This is a genomic window from Mycobacterium sp. BK086, from assembly GCA_004362315.1.
In the GTDB taxonomy this organism is placed as follows: domain Bacteria; phylum Actinomycetota; class Actinomycetes; order Mycobacteriales; family Mycobacteriaceae; genus Mycobacterium.
On record SNWL01000009.1, the window covers coordinates 50,224 to 67,580 of the forward strand.

Annotated in this window: 14 protein-coding genes; 2 read left to right on the forward strand and 12 right to left on the reverse strand. The window is 64.6% G+C overall.

Annotated elements, in window-relative coordinates:
- The first annotated feature begins 32 nt into the window (after window positions 1-32).
- Together EV580_RS29510 and EV580_RS29515 are read left to right on the forward strand one after the other, a co-directional pair.
- Window positions 33-1,253 carry a CaiB/BaiF CoA transferase family protein gene (locus EV580_RS29510; protein WP_133696798.1) on the forward strand — a complete coding sequence of 407 codons (1,221 nt, stop codon included), beginning with the start codon at window positions 33-35 and terminating at the stop codon, window positions 1,251-1,253.
- Between the two features lie 87 nt (window positions 1,254-1,340).
- Window positions 1,341-2,540, forward strand: a complete 1,200-nt coding sequence (locus EV580_RS29515) for a cytochrome P450 (RefSeq protein WP_133696105.1) — start codon at window positions 1,341-1,343, stop codon at window positions 2,538-2,540.
- A gap of 23 nt (window positions 2,541-2,563) precedes the next feature.
- Here the strand turns inward: EV580_RS29515 and EV580_RS29520 are convergent, their stop codons facing one another.
- From EV580_RS29520 to EV580_RS29575, 12 genes are all read right to left on the reverse strand, one after another.
- The gene (locus EV580_RS29520; protein ID WP_286171919.1) at window positions 2,564-3,070 is read right to left on the reverse strand and encodes an Rv2253/PknI dimerization domain-containing protein; all 507 of its coding nucleotides are present in this window, start codon (window positions 3,068-3,070) and stop codon (window positions 2,564-2,566) included.
- The gene (locus EV580_RS29525; protein ID WP_133696106.1) at window positions 3,067-4,575 is read right to left on the reverse strand and encodes an MCE family protein; all 1,509 of its coding nucleotides are present in this window, start codon (window positions 4,573-4,575) and stop codon (window positions 3,067-3,069) included. The genes EV580_RS29520 and EV580_RS29525 overlap by 4 nt, the downstream gene beginning before the upstream one ends.
- A complete protein-coding gene (locus EV580_RS29530) occupies window positions 4,576-5,742 on the reverse strand; it encodes an MCE family protein (protein WP_133696108.1) in 1,167 nt (388 codons plus the stop codon).
- On the reverse strand, window positions 5,739-7,142 hold the full coding sequence (locus EV580_RS29535) for an MCE family protein (protein WP_286171920.1): 1,404 nt from the start codon (window positions 7,140-7,142) through the stop codon (window positions 5,739-5,741). The genes EV580_RS29530 and EV580_RS29535 overlap by 4 nt, the downstream gene beginning before the upstream one ends.
- Window positions 7,142-8,224 carry an MCE family protein gene (locus EV580_RS29540; protein ID WP_133696801.1) on the reverse strand — a complete coding sequence of 361 codons (1,083 nt, stop codon included), beginning with the start codon at window positions 8,222-8,224 and terminating at the stop codon, window positions 7,142-7,144. Before EV580_RS29540 ends, EV580_RS29535 begins: the two co-directional genes overlap by 1 nt.
- Window positions 8,224-9,249, reverse strand: coding sequence for an MCE family protein (locus EV580_RS29545; protein WP_133696111.1), 1,026 nt, complete (start codon window positions 9,247-9,249; stop codon window positions 8,224-8,226). The genes EV580_RS29540 and EV580_RS29545 overlap by 1 nt, the downstream gene beginning before the upstream one ends.
- Entirely contained in the window at window positions 9,246-10,454 is a 1,209-nt protein-coding gene (locus tag EV580_RS29550) for an MCE family protein (protein ID WP_286171921.1), read from the reverse strand. The genes EV580_RS29545 and EV580_RS29550 overlap by 4 nt, the downstream gene beginning before the upstream one ends.
- A gap of 256 nt (window positions 10,455-10,710) precedes the next feature.
- Complete coding sequence (locus EV580_RS29555) at window positions 10,711-11,586, reverse strand: amidohydrolase family protein (protein ID WP_133696114.1); 876 nt, start codon at window positions 11,584-11,586, stop codon at window positions 10,711-10,713.
- Complete coding sequence (locus EV580_RS29560; protein ID WP_133696116.1) at window positions 11,583-13,169, reverse strand: SDR family NAD(P)-dependent oxidoreductase; 1,587 nt, start codon at window positions 13,167-13,169, stop codon at window positions 11,583-11,585. Before EV580_RS29560 ends, EV580_RS29555 begins: the two co-directional genes overlap by 4 nt.
- Window positions 13,166-14,950, reverse strand: coding sequence for a flavin-containing monooxygenase (locus tag EV580_RS29565; RefSeq protein ID WP_133696118.1), 1,785 nt, complete (start codon window positions 14,948-14,950; stop codon window positions 13,166-13,168). The genes EV580_RS29560 and EV580_RS29565 overlap by 4 nt, the downstream gene beginning before the upstream one ends.
- Before the next feature lie 211 nt (window positions 14,951-15,161).
- Window positions 15,162-15,878 carry a TetR family transcriptional regulator gene (locus tag EV580_RS29570; RefSeq protein ID WP_166654949.1) on the reverse strand — a complete coding sequence of 239 codons (717 nt, stop codon included), beginning with the start codon at window positions 15,876-15,878 and terminating at the stop codon, window positions 15,162-15,164.
- A gap of 94 nt (window positions 15,879-15,972) precedes the next feature.
- Window positions 15,973-17,265: an amidohydrolase family protein gene (locus tag EV580_RS29575; protein ID WP_133696121.1), complete on the reverse strand. Its 1,293-nt coding sequence runs from the start codon at window positions 17,263-17,265 to the stop codon at window positions 15,973-15,975.
- Between the last annotated feature and the right edge of the window lie 92 nt (window positions 17,266-17,357).

The window sequence follows — 17,357 nt, forward strand, 5'->3', positions numbered from 1 at the left end:
TTGTGTCAACGCTCGTCCGAGAAGGGATGTCTATGCCAGGGGTGCTCACCGGAATTCGCGTCGTCGAGATGGCGTCGTGGACCTACGTGCCATCTGCCGGGGCCGCCCTGGCCGACTGGGGCGCCGACGTCATCAAGGTCGAGAGCGTCGAATTCGGCGACCCGAGCCGCGCGCTGGTGGTCGGTGGCTTCACCCGCGATGTCGCCCGGGCTGACGTCGACTTCATGATGGAACTCGGCAATCGCGGAAAGCGCAGCCTGGCTCTGGATCTCAAGTCCGAACTCGGCCGGGGGATGTTCGGCAAGCTGCTGGCCACCGCCGATGTCCTGCTGACCAACTGGTTGCCGGGCGCATTGGAGCGCGCCCGGCTGACGGTCGAAGACATCCGTGCCTTCAATCCCACGATCATCATCGCCCGGGGGTCCGGCCTGGGGGTTCGCGGACCGGACAGCGACCAGGGCGGCTTCGACGGCGCCACGTACCTCGCGCGCGGCGGTGTCGGCTACACGCTCACCCCGTTCGGAGCCGACTTCCCGGCCAGCCAGGGACCGGCCTTCGGCGACCTGCAGGCCGGGGCGACCCTGGCCGGCGGCGTGTGCGCGGCGCTGTTCCACCGCGAGCGCACGGGTGAGGGCTCGGTGGTGGACTCTTCCCTTCTGGCCCAGGCGATGTGGGCTAGTGCGCCCTCGATCGCGGTCGCCGACTTGTTCGACGCCGACGGGATGCCAAGTGCGCCGCCGGGGGTGGCGTTCAACCCGGTGGTCAACCGCTACAAGACCCGCGACGGACGTTGGCTGCAATTGGTCTTCTTGCAGCCGGACAAGTTCTGGGCCGGGTTCTGCCATCGTGTCGGACTGCCCGAACTGGCGACCGATGAGCGGTTCGTCCCGTCGGCCAACCTCATCGCCAACTGTGCCGAGGCCATCGACATTCTCAACAAGCGTTTCGCCGAGGAAGACCTGCAGCACTGGCAGAAGGCGCTGGCCGACGAACCCGGCGTGTGGGCGCCGTACGCGACGTCGAGGGAAACGCTGGCCGACCCGCAGGTCGAACCCAACGGATACGTCATCACCAACGTCGACGACCGCGGCAATGAATACCGCACCGTCGCGGCACCGGTCCAATTCAACGAGACCCCGCCGCCGCCGGCCCGCTCGCCCGAACACGGTCAGCACACCGAGGAGATTCTGATGGAGCTCGGCATCGACTGGGATGACATCGAGAAGGCGAAGGAAGCCGGCGCAATCCTGTGATCGCAAAACCGAAAAGCGCAGCGCTGCAATGAATACACTCTCATGGAGCACCACGGTGCGGCTCTGCCGCCGGTCGAGGAGGATATGGTGACAACGTCGAAAGTGGTCTTTGACCCGTTCTCGGACGACTTCTTCAACTCGCCCTACGCCACCTACCGGCGTATGCGCGACGAAGCACCCGTCTACTACAGCGAGAAATACGACTTCTACGCGCTGACCCGGCACGCAGACGTCTCGCTGGCCATGAAGGACCACACCACGTTCTCGTCGGCGCGCGGTATCGACCTGGCGATGGTGCAGTCCGACAATCCGGTACCGCCGCTGATGATCATGATGGATCCGCCCGATCACCGTCGGATGCGCAGCCTGGTCAACAAGGTCTTCACCCCGCGGGCCATCGAACGCCAGCGCCAGACGGTGATCACCCAGATCGACCGGTTCCTCGATGCCGTCGACCCGGAGAATTTCGATGTGGTGCAAGACTTCTCGGCGCTGTTCCCGGTCGAGGTCATCACCGCCATGCTGGGTGTCCCCGTCGAGCTGCGGCAGAAGGTCCGACTGTTGTTGGACAAGCAGCTGGAACGCGAATACGGCAAGGTCGAGATGCCCGAAGAGGGCATCGCCGCCGGCATCGAAACCGGTCTGATGTATTACGAGATCATCCAGGAACATCGCGCCAACCCGCAGGACGACATGATCACCGACCTGATCAATGTCGAAATCGAACGCGACGGCGAGATGACCAGGCTCGACGACATCGAGATCACCGGATTCGCCTCGATGCTCGGTGGGGCGGGTGCCGAGACCGTCACCAAGCTGGTGGGCAACGCCATCGTGACGTTCGCCGATCATCCTGACCAGTGGGCGATGATGTATGCGGATCGCAGTCTGATCCCGGGTGCGGTCGAGGAGCTGCTGCGCTGGGAGGCCCCGGCGCAGTACCTCGTGCGGTACAGCACCGCCGATGTCGAGTTGTCCGGTGGCACTATCCCGGCCAACAAGCCGGTCCTGCTGTGCCTGGGCGCGGCCAACCGTGACGAGCGGGCGTTCAGCGGTGCCGACACGTTCGACATCACCCGCGATCGCAGCGAGGCGCAGAACTTCGGCTTGGGGTACGGCATCCACAGCTGCTTGGGCGCCGCTCTGGCCCGGATGGAAAGTGTCGTCGCCTTGGACAAGCTGCTGGACTTCATGCCGCGCTTCGAAGTTCACCGCGACCGGCTCAAGCGGGTCGCCATGACCAATGTTGTGGGCTGGCACCACGCGCCGGTGCGGGTATTGCGTTAGGGGTCCCGCTCGGTGCGGGACGCTCAGTCGATCTGCTGCAGCGAGAACGGCATCCGGATGGCCAGCCACTTGTTGATGCCGCAGGCGCCGCTCTGGCCCACCGTCTTGTCTTCGCCGGCAAAGACCGGCGATTTGCCGGAAAAGTCTTGACTGCCATCGGCATTGACTCGCCAGAACCGGATTTTCTGGTGGCCTGGATAGGCGGTGCCATCCGGGCAGGGTTCCCAGTCGGGGAGGTCGCGGTCGACGATCCAGGTGTCGTTCTGTTTGCGCAGCGGCGCCGACCAGCCCTGGTCGCTGGTGACCTGGCCGCTGCATTCGTCGCCCTGGATACACGTCGAGGTGATCGTCCAGGTGCTGCGGACGGTTGCCTCGTTGCGGTAGGAGTCGTTGGTCTGAGCCCAGTCGCCGTTGGAGACAGCCAGGAATCGGCCGTTGAGTGGTGCGCTGGACTCGGCATGTGCGGGAGGCATGGTCAGGCCCATCGCCACTGCCGCCGCGACGGCGACAACCGCGGCGCGGCGTGTCACTGGGGCCCGCTCACGAGATCGGTCCACACCTTCGGCGCGGTAGTGGTCAGATCCGCGGCGTGGTACAGGTGTCCGTCGGGAGCCATGTACGCGCCGGTCTGACGGTCGTAGCGGGCAGTCGCCACCGACGGGCCGCTGCCATCGAAGGCGCTCGGCGCGACGGACGGTGCCGGGTCTGGTGCGGGCGCGCTCGGCGGTGGGGGCGTACCCTGCAACGGCCCAAAGATGTTGTCGCTCGGGTCGACTCGGGTGTCGGGCGGGACGCCCTGGGCGATCAGATTCGGGTCCAGTGGGTAGGGACCGGTCACGTGCTGACGCATGGCGAGCGGCTCGTAGGGCTTGTCGCTGTCACAGATCTGCACGGTGGGTGCGCGCTTCCCGGGGTGGCCCATGCAGGGATAGTTGCGCGCGCCGCGCACGGCGATCGGCGAATCCTGGGGCAGCTTGCAATACAGGCCGTCCGGGGTGTCGACGGTGGTGGTGTCGGCCGGTGAGCGCCATTGCGACGGCGGCAGAAAGCCCACCGTGCAGGCCGGCGGATCCCCGATCGAGATACCGAAGTCGCCCATCGGAAGCCCCGTCGCGTTGTTGCTCGGCGTGATGGACAGGTAGTTGGCCGCCGTCGGCGGCAAGAGTACGAGTAGCTGTTCGATGGATGGGTGGTAGGTCACCATGACTTGTCCGACCGTGGTGAGGTTGGCCAACAGCACCGGCAGTGTCGGCTTCACCTGATTGAGCAGCTTCGAGACCTCGTCGGCGAATCCGGGTCCGGTGTCCAATACGGTGCGCAGCTGTGGATCATTCTGGGCCAGTTGGCCGGTCAGACCCGCAATGCTGTGTGCCCAGGTCCGGATCGCATCCACGCTGTCAGCCTGGGAGCGCAACAGCGGAGCGCTGTCGTCGATGAGAGTGCGGTTGCGCTCGGCGATACCGCTGAGGTCGTGGGTGAGAGTCGTGCCCGAGTCGATCAGTGATCCGAAATCGTATCCGGCACCGTTGAATCCCTTGAACGACTCGTCGAGCAAGTCGTGCATCCGCTCTTTGGGAATGCTCCCGACGAGGTTGTTGAGCTGATCGAGCATCGGCCCGACCTGTTGCGGGATGGCGGTCCTGCTCATCGGGATGACCGATCCGTCGGACAGGTAGGGCGGGCCTTGGGTGTTGGGCTGTAGGTCGACGAACTGTTCGCCGACCGCGGAGATGCTGCGCACGTGTGCGATGAGGTCGACGGGCACTCGGGGCGAATCATCCAGGGAGAGGGTGGCTTCCACGCGCCTGCCGTCGACGACCTTGACCTGGGTGACCTTGCCGATCTGAACGCCTCGGTAGGTGACGTTGCTGAACCGGTAGAGCCCGCCGCTGGCGGGCAGTTGCAGGGTGACGGTGAGCCGGCCCAGGCCGAGCAGGGTCGCGGTCTGGAGGTATTTGACTCCGATCACAGTGAGCCCGACGACCGAGGCAATCGTGAAGATGATCAGCTGGATGCGGACGAAACGAGTGAGCATCTAGCGACCACCTTCGTCGGCCGGGGCGACCGGGGGTGGCGGAGCCGCCGGCGGTGCAGGGTCCGGCGGCAGCACCCCGACGCCCAGTGGGTTGTAGGTGTAGTTCAAGTAGGAGGGATCACCGGGTGCGGCGACGAGCTGCGCATTGGCGTCGCCCCAACGGGTTCCGAGAAACAGTGACCGTTTGAGTCGCGGAATCGTGAGGTCGATGACCGTGAACAAGTTCATGTAATCGCCCTTCACGCCGCGATCGATCAGATCCTGGCCGTAGGGGAAGACCGTGGCGAAGGCCAACGCCCGGTTCAGACCCGGACCGACGTCGGCGAGGGCGCGAATGGTCGGCCCCAAATTGGTCAGATTCCTGACGAGGTCGGCCTGGGTGTCGTTGACGAGAGTGGTCGTCGTGTCGCTGAACAAGCGCAGTTTGTCCAACGCGTCGGTGATCCTGGGACGTTCGCGGATCAGCACGTCCAGGGCCGGCGGGATCTTGTGCAGGGCCTCGTCGATGTCGCCGACCTGCCCGGCGAGAGTGCTCGACAACCTGTCCAGCCCGTTGATCGTGGCGATGATGTTGTCCCGCTGGCGTGCCAGCATTCCGACGAAGTCGTTGAGACGAGACAACAGATCCCGGATCTGGGGTTCTCGCCCCGAGAGTGCGGCGTTGAAGTTGTGGATGATATCGCCGACCTGCCCCAGACCGCCCGCGTTGACCACTGCCGACAACGCCGACAACGTCTGTTCGGTGGACGGATAGGTCGACGACTCGTTCAATGTCAGGGTGCTGCCGGGTTGCAGATGACCCTGCGGGGGCTGGCCCACGGGTGGGTCGAGGGCCAGGTGCATCGATCCCAGCAGGCTCGTCTGACCGACCCGGGCAATCGCGTTGGCCGGCACCGTGACCCCGGGGCGCAGCGAAATCTCGACGTCGGCATGCCAGTTCGTGAACCGCATCTTCCCGACGCTGCCGACGACGACATCGTTGATCATCACCGGAGAATTCGACTCCAGCGTGCCCACATTGGCGATCTCGACGTGGTACACCTCGGCACCGGATCCGCGACCCACGGCGCCGGGCAGTGGCAGCGAGTTCAGTCCCTGAAAGCCGCAGCCCGCGGTGATCAGCGCGGCGGCGCCGACAGCGACCACGCGGTACGTCCGCCCGGTCATGGCGCAGGCCTCTCGGCGGGCATGAGCATGCCGGGCAGGCTTGCCGGACCGGGCGGGGGTCCCTGCGGAACGGGGGCGCCGGGAAACAACGCCGGTGACGGGAAAGCCGGAAGATGTTCGGGCGCAGACGGTCCCGGTGCGACGGCAGGCGGCTGGCCCGGCCCCGGTGGCTCCAGTCCGGTGTACGCCGAGACCGCCGGTGGCTCGTCAGCCGGGCCGGGAGCCGGGCCGCTACCGCCGGGCGCCAGCGCGGGATCGGTGTAGATGAGCTTGTCGGGATCGGTTGACTTCATCAGGTACGGATTGACCGGCATCGGGAGGTAGTTGAAGTTCAGCAGGCGCAGCGCCGGGCCGAGATACTGCGCGCAGAGCTTGGCCGTTTCCGGTGCGGTGGCGTTCTGGATCGCGCCGATCTGGGAGCAGATGAACTGAACCGGATTGGAGAAGTTGTTGAACACGAACGCGCCGATCGGCGCGCCGTTGTCAGGTCCGTAGATGTTGTACTGGTTGGAGAAGGCGTTGGGCGCGATGTGCAGAATGTTTTCCAGGTCGACCTTGTGATCGGCCAGGTTCTGCGTGACCGCGGCCAGGCGGCGAATCTGCTCGGAGGTCTTGTCCCTGGTCTCGGCGATGAAACTCTGGACGTCGCCGACAGCCGCCGACAAGTATGTCAACGCCGCGTCTAGGTCGCTGCGGCTGTTGTTCAGAACGCTCGTCAGGGTGGCCAACCGGTCCTCGAACTGCACAATCTGAGTGTTGCTGTCATGCAGTGCGGTTACGAAGACCTGCAGATTGCTGATGATATCGACGAGATTGCCACTGCCGTTTGCCAATACCCGGGCGATCGTCGACAACTGCGACAGCGTGCCCCGCAACTTCTCACCATTGCCGTCGAGCGCATTGGCGGCGGAATCGATGAAGCGCGCCACCGATGTCGTATCGGTCCCGGCCTTGGGGCCCAGATCGGTTGCCAGGCGCATCAATTGCGCCTTCACCTCGTCCCATTCGACCGGTACCGCGGTGCGCTCGCGCGGGATGACCGCGTTATCGGCCATTTTCGGTCCGCTGGTGGTGTAGGCCGGTGTCAACTGGACGTAGCGCGCGGCGATCAGATTCTGCGCGACGACGACAGCCTTGGCGTCAGCGGGAATCGCGACACCGTGATCGACCCGCAACGTCATCTTCGCCTGCGGCCCTTGGGGTTCGATCGCGGTGATGGTGCCGACCTTGACTCCTGACACCCGGACGTCGTCACCGGGGTAGATCGCTGTCGCACTGGCGAAGTACGCGGTGATCGTTGTGGGCCCGAAGAAGGTGTTACGCACGAGGAGGACCGCTGCGCCGCCGACCAGAATGGCGAACACGGCGATGAGGCAACGGACAAGCCACTTCGGGAGCATCATCGACTCCCGCCGGGAATCCCGTTGTACGGGAACGGAAGTTCGGCCCGCGGACCGGCATTGTCCGGCGGCTGGCCTGCGTCGACGCCGCGGCGGAACCCGAGGGCATAGTCCATGAAGGGCTGCAGCATCTGCGCCGGCACCAGGTTCGGGATGAACGCCGTGTAATAGAAGCCGCTGGATACCGTCTCCGCTTGGGTGAGTTCGTATTTCGCCAAGCCCGGTAGTGCTTTGGCGATATTGTCGCGGTTCTTCTCCAAGATCGCGGTGACCGAGTTCAGCTTGTCCAGGGTCGGGGCCAGTTTGGCTTTGTTGTCCGCGACCAATCCGGACAGTTGTTGGGAGACGGCGGCGACGTTCTCCAGAAGGTTGACCAGGGTTTGCCGTCGTTCGTCGAGCACACCGACCAGGTCGTTCGCGTTGAGGATGAGGGTGTTGACACGATCGCTGCGTTGCGACAGCACACCGGTCAGATCGGCTGCGTGCGTGAGCAAGTCACGCAGGGAGTCGTTGCGCTGGTTGAGCACCTGGGACAGCCGCGTCAGGCCGTCAAATGTCGGTCCGACCTGCGGTGCGATCGTGTCGATCGTGGTCGACAAGGTGTCGAGCGCCTGGTTCAGGCTCGCTGTGTCGGTGCCGGCGGTCGTGGTGGTGAGGTCGCTGACGGCTTCGGTGAGCGAGTAGGGCGTCGAGGTACGGGCGATGGGAATGACGGTGTTGGGCCGCATCGAACCGGAACCGGCCGAATCCAGGGTGACAACGCGCTGGCCGAGCAGCGTCCCGGTGCGGATGTGCGCGGTGGTCTGCGAGCCCAGCCGGTACCGGCCATCGACGGTCACTGTCACCAGGGCAAGGCCCTGCTGTAGCGAAATGTCGGATACGGAACCGATTTTGATGCCGGAGCGGGTCACGTCGTTACCGACGGCCAGCCCCCCTGCGTCAGCGAAGAGCGCCTCGAACCGCACCGAGGTGGCCCAGGTGGTCAGCGCCTGGGTGTTGAGCCCGGCGATGATGGTCAACATGACCAGGACCACGCCGATGAAGCCCGCGCGAATGATCTGAGGGCCGCGATATTTGAGCATCATGATTCAGCGCACCTCCCGCCTTCCTGTTTGATCCAGGGAAATACGGCGGTGCGGCCTTGCAGATCAGTCACGCGCACGGAGATTCCGCAGAGGTAGTAGTTGATCCAGCTGCCATACGAGCCGAGCCGTGCCAACTTTCGGTAATTCTCCGGCGCCCGCTGGAGCGCGACGTCGACAAGGTCCTTCCGCTCGTCGAGGAGCGGGGCGAGCCGGTTCAGCTGATCTACGGTGGCGGCCAAGGGGGGACGGGCACTGGTCAACAGGTCGGTGATCGAGGCGGTGCCGGAGTCCAGCGCATCGATGGCCGAGCCGATCGGGTCACGCTGTTGGGACAGTTCGGTGGTCAGGCGCTCGAGCCGGTCGAGGGCCCCACCGAACTGGTTGCCGTCTTTGGCCATCGTCGCCATCACCGTGTTGAGATTGGTGATCAGCCTGTCGATGACAGCGCCGTTGTCGGCCAGGCTGTTCGAGAACGACGAGGTGTTGGCCAGAAGCGACGCGAGCGTGTCGCCCTGTCCCTGCAACACCTGCAGCAGCGACGCGGTCAATGCGTTGACGTCTTGCGGGTTGAGGCCCTGGATCACGGGTTTCAGGCCGCCGAGCAGGAGATCCAGATCCAGTGCCGGCGTGGTGTGGTCGAGCGAGATCTGGGCGCCCGGCGGCAGGATTCGCCCTGACCCGGTGCCCTGGGTGAGATCGAGGTATCGGTCGCCGACCAGGTTGAGGTAGCGGACCGAGGCGCGCGAACCCGCGGTGAGGGCGACGGTCGGGTCCGCGTCGAATCCGACCAGCACGTTGCCGTCGGGCTGCAGCGACACATCGCGGACGGTGCCGACCTGGATGCCGGCGGCCCGTACGGTGTCGCCGGTCTTGAGTCGGGACGCGTCGGTGAAGACCGCGCTGTAGGTGTTGGCCGCACCGGTCCGGTACTGACCGAAGATGAAGAACAGCGATGCGGTGAGCAGTGCCATAACCGTCACGTAGATGCCGAATTTGACGACAGTGACCCAGGATCGGCTCATCCCGGCTGCCCGATCTGTGCGCTGTTGCGCGGCGGCCCGTCGAGCGGGCCGAAGAGCATCTGCTTCAGACCGTCGGAATTGAGCAGAATTCCTTGGTTACCGTACTGAGCCGGGTTGGCACCGGTGTCGGCGATGACGGTCGGCGGCGTGGTGCCGAACGGCACGTTCGGCAGATCCAGGCACTTCGGCCCCCCGTTGGCCGCAACCTTCGGAAGGTCAGAGGGGTACCGATACCGTTCCCTGCCGAGGAGAAGTCCGACCGAGTCGACGGCTCCCGGTTCGCTCAGCGGGGCATTGGTCGACAGCTTCAGCATTCCGGCCAGGGCGCAGTTCAACGCCGGGCTGTATTCGTTGGTCAGGTCGGTGGTCGGTGCCAGCAGATGCAACACCTTGGCCAGGGGCTGAGAGTTGGTCCCCAGAACGTCGTTGCCGATATCGGCCAATCCGATGGTGCTGACCAGGAATGCGTCGAGGTTGCGCTCTTCCTCGACGAGCGTCTGGCTGATGCGGGTGGAATTGCGCGCGACGTCAAGCAGATCCGGTGCGGCGTCAGCGTAGGAATCGACGACGCCGGGCGCGATCGTGAACTCGTCCTCCAGTGTCGGCAGGCTCGGATCGAGGTCGGCCAGGACGGTATCCAGATCCACGAGACCTTGGCCGATCTTGTTTCCCCGATCATTGAAGGCGGCGGCGATCGCGCCGAGGGTTTGATTGAGCTTGGGTGGATCGATCTGGGCGAGCACCGATGTCAGTTGCTGGAAGACGGTATTGACCTCGACGGTCACGTGATCACCGGTGAGGACCTGGCCGGGCTTGAGGCTGACGGGGGAGGGATCCTGCGGGGGGAGGAGCTGAACGAACTTCGCGCCGAACACCGTCGTGGAGGCGATACTCGCCACCACATTGGATGGAATCTGTTGCAGCTGAGCCGGATCCATGTCCAGATGAAGAGCGGCCTGCCCGTCTGGAAGGGTCTCGATGGACCTGACGCTGCCGACCTGCACGCCCAGCAGTTGGACCTTGGCGTCGGGGTTCATCACCAGGCCCGCGCGCGGCGACATGAGAGTCAGTGGAACGGTTTTGGTGAAGTCGCCCCGGAACATCGCCGCCGCGGCGGCCACGATGGCCCCGATCGTGAGGACCGTCGCCAGGCCGACAAGGGGTGGGCCGAGGAGCCGACGCGTCGACGATGGCCCGGTTGTCACCACGGGCTGATCTCGTCTCCGGTATACCGGCCGGCGCAGGATTCCATCCATAACTCCTTGTTTTTATAAAAATAGTAAAGTGCGATGCTTGCGTCAAGGGGAGTATCAGATTTCGATGGTTCGGGAGCGCAGCCGCGCCCATGGGCAACTGCGCCCAAAAGTCCTGAGCGTCAACAGATTCAGAGCGCCGTTCGATCGGCCTGCAGAGGCTGACTGCAGGCCGGATCGACGCACCGGTGAATGGTCTACATTTGCGCTAGCAGCGGTAGATCCGCTCCGCGTTGCCGGCGAAAATCCTGTCCCTTTCCTCGGTGTCCAGGTGCGCGGTGATGGCCGAATAGGCCGAAAGCAACTCGTCGAGAGTGCCGCTGATGCCATCGACGGGGAAGTTGCTCGCGAACATGCACCGGTCGGTGCCGAAGGCCTCGATCGCGAATTCGAGCCAGGGCGCGAGAACGTCGACGCCCATGGAGCCCAGCGGAACCGTAAGCCCCGAGAGTTTGCAGACCACGTTGGGCCCGAGGCTGCCGAGTGCGGTGATCCCCTCAGACCAAAGCGCGTACTCGTCGGCCGATCCGTTGCGCGGCCAGCCGGCGTGTTCGAGCACCACGACGGGGGCGTCGATGGATTCCAGCCGTCGGGCTGTGGGCAGTAGCAGATCCGGATGAATCATCAACTCCACCAGAAGATCCCGCTCGTGCAGCGCGTGGAGCACGTCATCTCCGGGCAGGGGGCCCTCGGCGGCCCCCATCGGTCGCGCGCCCCGGAACCGTGGGGACTCAAGCTGACGGTCGATGGCGGCGACCGTTTCTGCGACGGAGTCAGTTGGCGGCAACCCGCCGATGATCACATCGGGGCGTCCGTCAACGTCCGCCTGCCGATTCAGCTCGAGGGTCTCCTCGATCGAGTTCCAGCCCGTAGCCGCGGCGACATTGATCAACTTCTCGACGTTCCAGCCTGCCGCCTCGGTGAAATAGGTGGTTGCGTCGAACCGCCGCGACATACCTGAGACGTCACCCATGTCCAGTTCTTCCCGGCCCGAGAGGTACGGGTACCACTCGGTGAGGGCGGGATCCCACAGATGGACGTGAGCATCCACGATCCGAGCCGGTTTGGCTACGGGCGCCGTCATCGCGTCTGCACCACCTCTCGCAGGGTTTCGTCGAACCACGGCGGCACCTCGGGCCCACCGAAACTGATGCTGCCGATCGGTCGTGGATGACTTCGCAGTCCGAACCAGCCTGCACCGGAGACCAATTCAGCTCCCGCCAAACCGGCGGCTTCCGGGCTGCACACCAGGTGGGCAACGAGCTCGGCGGGAATGTCGCTCGATTCCGCGCTCACCGCGAACGGCGTCACGAGGTTGCCGGTGGCTTCGTGGCCCGATCGTGCGAGTTGAGCGCAAGCCTGGGCCCGGCTGCGGCCGCCGGCGGTGGTGGCATCGGTGACCGTCACGAGGCGCACGGGACGCCCCGTGCTGATCGACAGATCGGCGACCGCACGTGACCATTGCCCGTCGGCATAGATGTCAGCTACGACCTCGGCGTGCTCGTCGAGAATCTTCTTCCACCCCGACGGCGCGCCGACGGGTGCGGAGCGCCCGGCGAGCGCGACCACCACGGCATCGAGCGCGCCGATGTCAGTAAGCGCGGTACAGCAATCGATCTGCACAGGTGTTGTGCCACGCGCATCGAGCGCGGCCGATATCGCCGCTGCCACGGCGGGGCGGTCAGCGACCACCGCGCATGTCGATGTGGTCTGCGAGGGCGTGACAGTTGTGGCCGGCGCCTGGCTGAAGGCGGAGCCGAAGCGGGCGTTGCTACCACCGCCACTGACCTGATTCGCCTCCGCCGGCACCAGCGCAATAGTGGTTGCGGCCTCGATGATCTGGCGTGATGCGCTCGTGCCGCCGCTCGGGACCACTTCAATGAGCCGTGGCTCGTCGATCACGGCCACTTCCGAACCGCCGAGGAACAGTACCCTGCCCTGACATGCGGCGAATGCATCGCTGACGAGGTGCGCACCGAGTGGACCGAGCTCGTCGGCTTGGGGCATGGTCTGCAGTGAGAGCCCGCCGGTGGAGACGCGGCCGTCCTGTTGCGTACGAGCCAATGCGGCGGCAACCATCCGGGTCGCGGCAATCGGCGAGATCGCGTTGATCACAACCCCTTTGGGCGCGTTACGCCCCAGCTGCCAGGTCAGCGACGCCACCGCACGTTTTGCGCAGCCGTAGGCCCCGGCGTCGGCGGCCCGCCAGCCCGATCCGGAGGTCACGCCGACGATATGACCCCGTCCCGCCGCCGCCATCAGCGGCAGGGCGGCGCCGAGCACGTTTCGGTAGCCGTCGAGGTGTACTGACAAGACGTCGAGCCAGTCCTGCTCACTACCTTTCGCAAAGCCGGTGGGTCGGCTGATGCCGGCCACGTTGACCACGGCGTCGAGCCCCCCGAATTCATCAGCCAATTCGGTGAACAGTTGCGTGAGGCCAGATTCATCAGTCACCGACACAGTCGAGGACCGGGCGCCACCACCCGCGGCGACGATGCGGTCGGCCGTGGTCTGCTCGGGCTGCGCCAAAGCCGTAGATCCGTCGACTGAGACCAGCGGGTCCACTGTCACCACGAAGGCGCCTGTACGCGAGACTGATTCGGCGATGGCCGCGCCGATCCCGCCACCGCCGCCAGTGACAACGACAACCCGTTGGCGAACGGTCATGTCACATCCAGACCTTCGAAGTCGCCCGCTGCGAGCCAGCCCTCCAGCAATTCGCGATAGGCGAAGTAGTCGCCGAAGCCCCTGCCGAAATTGGTATCCCGAGCCCGGGTAGCGCCGGGGTCACCCTCGTTGTTGAGGCGCGAGGGGGTGCACGCGGACAGCACGGCGCTGGGATCGACGAAGGTCTCGACGATCTGGCGGATCCAGTCGGCCTCCGCTTGGGCGCTCACGTCGAATCGCCGCGCCCCTCGCGCTTCAAGCGACGCCACCGCTCCCGCGACGAATTCGGCACCCAACTCGGCGAGTTGGGTGTAGTTGACGGTCACCACCGACTGCTGACCCGGAGCGGGCATGACGAACATGTTGGGGAAGCCGCGGCTTGTCATCCCGAACAGCGTGGCGGCACCGTCGGCCCATTTTTCAGCCAGTGAGGTGCCATCGAGGCCGATCACGTCATGCCCGACACGGCGGGGAAGGGGCGTGACCTCGGCCTCGAACCCGGTGGCGTACACGATGCCGTCCACTTCGTACTGTTGGCCGCCGACGACCGGTCCCTGAGCGGTGATCCGCTCGATGCCGGCTGGACAGTCGATCAAAGTGACGTTGTCGCGGTTGTACGCATCGAAGTACTCGTCGTGGAAGCACGGTCGCTTACACAGGTAGCGGTAATACGGCTTGAGTATGGCGGCGACATCGGGCTTGCGGACGAGCTCGTCGATTCGCCGCCGGTGCTCCTCCATGATGGCGAAGTCGAGTTCTTCTGCCGTGCGGAGGAACTCGTCGGCCGTCATGCCCTTGCGCCTCGGCGGATTCTGGATCGCGGCGTAGTGATGCGTCCAGCCGTCGTCTGTGAGATCTTCCTCGACTGGCCGGCCCAGCATGATCGATTGGAAGTTGTCCATGCGGGCCTTCTGCCACCCGGGCGCAAGACCCTCGGCGAACGACGGGTCCGTCGGCCGGTTGCCTCTGACCCCGATCGCAGACGGAGTGCGCTGGAAGACGTAGACATGTTTCGCGGCTTCGGCCAGCGGAGGCAGACACTGCAGACCACTGGCCCCTGTTCCGATGAGTGCGACGACTTTATCGCCGAGGTTGGTCATCGGTTGGCCGGCGGCACCCCCGGTGAAGTCGTAGTCCCAGCGCGCGGTGTGAAAGGCACGGCCGGCGAAGTCGTCCATTCCTGGAATGGCCGGTAGCTTGAGCAGATTGAGAATGCCTACGGCCAGCACGTAATAGCGGCACGATAGGTTGTCGCCGCGATCGGTGTGAACAGTCCACCGACCGGCGTCGTCATCCCAGACGGCTTGGGTTACCCCGGTGTGGAACAAGGCATCCGACTCGAGGTCGAAGCGGCGCGCGATCGCCTGCAGGTGCTCGTGAATCTCCTCACCGAATGCGTAGCGCCTGCTCGGGATATAACCGAGCTCTTCCAGCATCGGGAGGTATTGATACGACTCCACATCGCACATGACGCCGGGGTAGCGATTCCAGTACCAGGTTCCGCCGATGCCGCCGGCCATGTCGACGATGCGAATCCGCTTGATGCCTGCCTTGCGCAGGTGCGCGCCGGCGAGGATCCCGGCGATGCCGCCGCCGACGATGACCACATCTGGGTCATCGTTGACAGCCTCGCGTGAAATGTAAGGAGTGAATGGATCGGCTCGATAGCTTGCGGCACTCTCGCCGGGAGTCAGGTCACGGATGGAGGTGCGGCCGGGAACAAGACGTTTGTCCCGCTCCGCGCGATATCTCGCGTGCACGACGTCAGGATCGAACTCCATCACTTTCCCTTTCGCGGTCTGCCGACTCACATGTTACAAACTATCTCTGTCATGTAAAGCCACTTTGCGCCGCTGTTCTGCGATAGCTGTGAGTCGAGCAGCCTTATGAGACGGTGCGAACCGCCGACCGATGGCCGCAAGACCGATCAAAGTCAAAGCGGCTGATGGAGAAGCGGTTTCGGGCCTGTGTGGTAGACGAAGGGGCGGTTTATTACCGGCGACGGGTCTTCTTGGCGCCGGTGGTCTCTGCCAGGATGGCTTCTGCGCGGCTGATCAATGCCTCGAGTGTGAACTCGAACTCCAAGGTTTCGATCGAATGACCCTGGTACTCAAGCTCATACAGATAGGGATGCTCGGTCGTGACACCGGTCGCGCGCCGTCCTGGGTGGCGGCGCTGCACGGCATTGAGATGTTCGATCATCGAGGTGCCCCGGCTGAACGCCGACAGCGCCAGATAGACGCTCAGCGCGTCATCGGGTTTGAAGCCGGCCTCGACCAGGGTGCCGACGGCCGCCTCGAGATTGTCCACGGAGGTGTGGGTGGCCTCGGGGCTGAGTTCGCCGGTGCGCATCAAGATGAGCTCACACAGCACCGGCTGCTCCTGGAACACGCGGCGGATTTCCCGAAAGTGGTTGCGTAGACCGTCTTGCCAGGTTCCACCGCCGATGAACGGGCTGCTGAAGTGATACTGCAGGATCGCGCGCTCGGTCATCGCGTCGAGCAGTTGCTCCTTCTTACGGAAGTGCCAGTAGATGCTCGTGACAGGAGCGTCCATATGCTTGGCCAGCAGTGGCATGCTCAATCCGGCGATCGAGACCTCTTCGGCCAATTCGAAAGCGCCCGAGACGATGTCCTCGAGAGCCAGCGATCCCCGCGGGCGCCGCTTGGGCTTGACCGCGCGGGATTTCGCCGCGACGGGTTCTGACATGCTCACTCCCTGAGTCATCTGCCGACGAGCCGTGTCGCTAACCGTTCTGGCTGCAGTGTAACCGACGGTAAGCATCGAGCCGCTCCTCTCGTGGCTAGTCCGAATTGGACATCGCCATCTTCAACAGGTCGGTCGCCTTGGTGGCGTGCGACCCGTCGTCGTCGGCGCGGCGCTGCGCCCGGATGGCCACGTCATGACCTTCGACCTGCTTGCGCAGCGCGCCGACCGTGCAATTCTCCCGCCCGCCGAGGACGGTGAAGGGGTCGAAATTGAAGTGCCGCATGGCGTTGCGATGGGTCACCGCGTCGATCTCGGCGTCCGAAAGCCCTGCCAGCGACTGCGACAGGATCTCCGGTGACTCCGGCCAGTTCGAGTCGGAGTGCGGATAGTCGCATTCCCAGGTGACCATGTCCATGGCCAGATGCTCGCGGCTGGCGAGGCCGAACTTGTCGTCGATGAAACAAGTCAGCACATGCTCGTTGAAGATCTCGCTCGGCAACTTGTCGCCGAAATCCTGCCCCGTCCACGCGTGATGCCGGTCGTAGTTGTAGTCGATGCGCTCGAGGAAGTAAGGAATCCAGCCGATGCCACCCTCAGAGAGCGCCACCTTCAGATCAGGGAAGTTGCGCAGCATGTTCGACCACACCAGATCGGCGGCGGCCTGCACGATGTTCATCGGCTGCAGCGTGATCATCACGTCCATCGGGGCATCGGGCGAGGTGATCGTCAGCTGCGAGGACGAGCCGATGTGCATGCAGACCACCACGGATTCGTCGCTGCATGCCTCCCACACCGGGTTCCAGTGCGGATCGTGAATAGACGGCCAGCCGAGCTTCGAGGGGTTCTCACTGAATGTCAGTGCGTGACAACCCTTTTTGGCGACACGACGGATCTCGGCGGCCATCACCTCCGGATCCCAGATCGCAGGCAGGGCGCAGGGGATGAAGCGGCCCGGATTGCTGCCGCACCACTCGTCGATGTGCCAGTCGTTGTAGGCCCTGACCATCGCGAGCGCGACGTCCTTGTCCGCGGTTCTGGCGAACAGCTGCCCGCAGAACTGGGGGAACGAGGGGAAGCAGAGTGAGCCCAGAACGCCGTTGGCGCTCATGTCCTTGACCCGCTCGGCGTGGTCGTAGGTGCCCTTGCGGAGCTGGGAGAAGGACGTCGGCTCGATCCCGTACTCCTCCTTCGGCCGGCCTGCCACGGCGTTGAGCGCGACGTTGGCGACCGTTTCACCGTTGTACTCCCACGCATCCGTGCCATCGGCACGGGTGATGAATTTCGGCGCCAGATCGGCGTACTTGGCAGGCAGTCGTCCGTCGAACAGATTGGGCGGTTCGACCACGTGATCGTCCACACTCACGAGCACCAAGTCGTTTACGTCCATCGAAGACACCTTCCTATGACGGCACCGCCGCTTTGCTATCGTTACGGTAATCGCAACGATAGCAGTTACCGCAGGCATGGAGAAGTGGATGA